Source organism: Collimonas silvisoli (assembly GCF_018305005.1).
Taxonomy (GTDB): domain Bacteria; phylum Pseudomonadota; class Gammaproteobacteria; order Burkholderiales; family Burkholderiaceae_D; genus Collimonas; species Collimonas silvisoli.
In genome coordinates, this window is record NZ_JAGQEG010000201.1 from 1 (window position 1) to 3088 (window position 3088).

At 48.2% G+C, this 3088-nt stretch carries 3 protein-coding genes; all 3 read left to right on the top strand.

Going from position 1 to position 3088, the window contains the following annotated elements; all coding sequences use genetic code 11:
- Positions 1–1337, top strand: a 1337-nt coding sequence (locus KHU33_RS25870) for a VENN motif pre-toxin domain-containing protein (protein ID WP_211468380.1), incomplete at its 5' end; no start/stop codon positions are given.
- A gap of 9 nt (positions 1338–1346) precedes the next feature.
- Complete coding sequence (locus tag KHU33_RS25875; RefSeq protein ID WP_211468382.1) at positions 1347–1664, top strand: hypothetical protein; 318 nt, start codon at positions 1347–1349, stop codon at positions 1662–1664.
- 322 nt (positions 1665–1986) lie between these two features.
- Positions 1987–2904: a signal peptidase I gene (gene lepB / locus KHU33_RS25880; RefSeq protein WP_211468384.1), complete on the top strand. Its 918-nt coding sequence runs from the start codon at positions 1987–1989 to the stop codon at positions 2902–2904.
- Positions 2905–3088 lie beyond the last annotated feature (184 nt).

The following is a 3088-nucleotide window of genomic DNA, read 5'->3' on the forward strand; positions in this document are numbered from 1 at the left end:
CAGGGATCTTAGTCGGCGGTGTTGCCGGTCAAGGGGCTGGTCAGCTTGCGGCTAATGCCAGCGCGCCGTATGTGGCCAACGCGATAGGGGATTATTTCGCGCAACCCGGCCATGAAAACCAGACGGCACAAGTATTAACCCACGCTGTGCTGGGTGCTATTCTCGCCGCTGCCAATGGCGGCAGCGCCGCGGCCGGGGCCGGAGCAGGCGCATCAGGCGAACTAGCCGCGCAAGTGCTTAGCCGCGAGTTGTATCCGCAAGCCTATGACGCCGATGGCAGCTTTCACCCAGATCGGTTAAATGCCAACCAGATCAACACGGTGATTGCCTTGTCAACCGGGGTGGGTGCGCTAGTGGCGGGAGCGACGGGCGGGACTGCGCTGGATGCCAGTGTGGGCGGCAGTATTGCGGCGAATGCAGCGACGAACAACTGGTTGTCACCCAAAGGTAATGTAATACGAAATGTCGCCAAGTCGGCCTGTGATAACGGAGATACAAAGGCTTGTGACGTTGTTACCGCATTTGATAACGTCGATAAGTCGACGAAAAAACAATTGGATGATTTAGTCGCTTCTTGCAATGGCGGAAAAGGATCTGCTGCAGATTGTACTCAGGCCGGGCAAATCATTGCAGCACGCAATCAAATTGCGAAACAGGATATTCAATCTTGTCCAGCACCCTATAACTGTCTTGCGCAGTACCAGTCAAGTGCGAATGAAAACTCGAGTGCATACGGTCCCGGCATCCCAGGTTGGGGTAATGGTGCAACAACGCCAACGGCTGATCCGATTACGGCGGCTGTGTTGATTCGGATGGGTTTGTTAGCCCCAAAAATTGCACTGGCTAGCGCAGTTGGTGGAGGTGGTGCTGAATTCATAAATCAAGTGTTGTACGGCAGCGACTCTTACGATCTTGAGCGTATAGCTAATGCATCAATTCTCTCATGGGCAAGCGGCGGCTTGGGGGCTACATTGAAGAGTGTTTACACAGTTGCGGGCCTAGGAGCCGCAACATCTGGAGCAACAACTGTATATAACAATTCACAGTCCGGCAGTCATGACTCCATACTCGGTACCGCATTATTGGGCTGGATGTTTGCTGGAACTGGTAAAGTTGTGGGAGATGCTGCTGGTAATTATTTGAACGGGACCTTGAATTACAAGCCTTATGTCGTCGATTCAAACCTGGCAGCACTATTGCAACGTGCTGCGGGAACCCCTGTTCCTGTTGTTCCAACGAATTCTTTACCATTTTTAGTTAAGGATGTAGGAGGAGCAGTATTGCCAGGGACCTCAGGATTTGTTAAAACACCTGAGACCCCGGTTTCTAAAAAATAAGGAACGGAAATGCATTCACCGTGGAAAAAATTTTGGTTGGAATTATTCACATCCAAGAGTTGGGACAATGGATATTCGCCTGGAAGAATTGTTGGAGCGTTACTCGCGGTCGATATAGCTTTCTTTTTTGCGATGATGTATCGCATATTTTACAAAGGTGATGAGTGGGATCGTATTTACAAATCTCTGAAGGGAATTGGATGGTTCAACTTGGTCGTTTTTATTGCTTTCTTTTTGTTATCTGTTCATTCAATTTTTAAAGAAAAGCGTGGTAGGCAATTTTTAGAACTGTTGACGAAATCCGTTAAAGGTTGTAGGCACAAGTGACGTCTAAGTCGCCTGAAAAAGATCATGGTAAGTAGTTTCGGTGAAATTTATGGTGATTATGAACACTTTCATAGAAACGTTTTCAGTCAAAAAGTTCACGGAATCGGTATCAATAGAGCTTACACAACCCGCGTGCAACAAGAAAAAATCAAGAATCAATAACTAGGAACCGAGATCGAGCGTGGGACCATGCGGTATTACAAGCTGAACATGGGGGCACTTATTTGTAAGCTCTGCATTTATTCAAAGCCGCTTCGCAAAAATGTTGAGACCGACAGGAAGATATGACTCAATTTTCATCAAAACATCAAAAGGAAACCAATTGACCTGGCAACCCAATAAATGGATAGCATTGATATTGAGCTTATTCAATCCGCTATTTGGATTCCTTTATACCGGCCACCTATGGTGGGGCATACTTTTCTTCCTAGTTGCGCTCTTCGTTGGCGTTCTCGATTTCTTCCATATTTATGGACCTTTCCCGCTCTTAACCTATCCGGCCGTTCTGTGGATATTGCTGATTGCTGGGGTGGTTCAATCATATCGCTTCGCTATGAGCGCCCAAGCGCAGGAAATGAGGCCTTGGTATACACGATGGTACGGTTTGTTTGCCGTGTTTGCAGTCTTCGTGCTTGGCGTGGTCGGTATGCGCACGTTTCTATATGAACCGTTCAGGGTGCCGTCGCACTCGATGTCGCCTGCGCTGGAGCCTGGTATGAAACTGATTGTGCAGAAGTGGGGCTATGGGCATTTCAGCCTCTTCGGTAAGAGATTGGCCAGCTCGGCTATTTCGGCTGAATTGAAGCGAGGCGACATCATCGTATTCGATTTTCCTGCGGACCCTACGCTGACTTACGTGCAGCGTCTGGTAGGTCTGCCAAGTGACAAAATATCCTATCGGGACAACCATCTTTTCATTAACGGCGCAGATACCAGAATCCGGCAATTAGACGATTATTTGGATAATACATTTCTACTCAACTTGCAACGCTTTCTTGAAAAAGCGGGGGATACCGAATACGAAATTCTGTTGCGGCCTGGAGGGGCGCAGTATCGCGAAGCGGATTCATTTCCTTTCAAAGATAAATGTTCGTTTGATGCCCAAGAAATACGCTGTGAAGTGCCGCCGGGTCACTATTTTGTGCTCGCAGACAATCGAGATAACAGTACAGATAGTCGTATGTGGGGCTTCGTACCTGCCGATCACATTGTTGGGAAAGTGGCTAATATCATCCGCTGACGGCCAGAGCGACGGGCTGCCAACGCGATACAAGCAGGGAATAAAAAGGGAATAAAAGGGTCAGATACCGTCTTGAATAGCAAGCCCGTTGGTTAAATAATTTGGATCGAAGGGCTTGCCAGTACGGAGCACTCCGTAAATAAGATGTGTCATTTTGTGCATGACGGCGCCGATCACCGCTTTT

Excerpts from the sequence above, each read along its gene's own strand:
- KHU33_RS25875 (WP_211468382.1), top strand. The coding sequence starts at position 1,347 with ATGCATTCACCGTGGAAAAAATTTTGGTTGGAATTATTCACATCCAAG.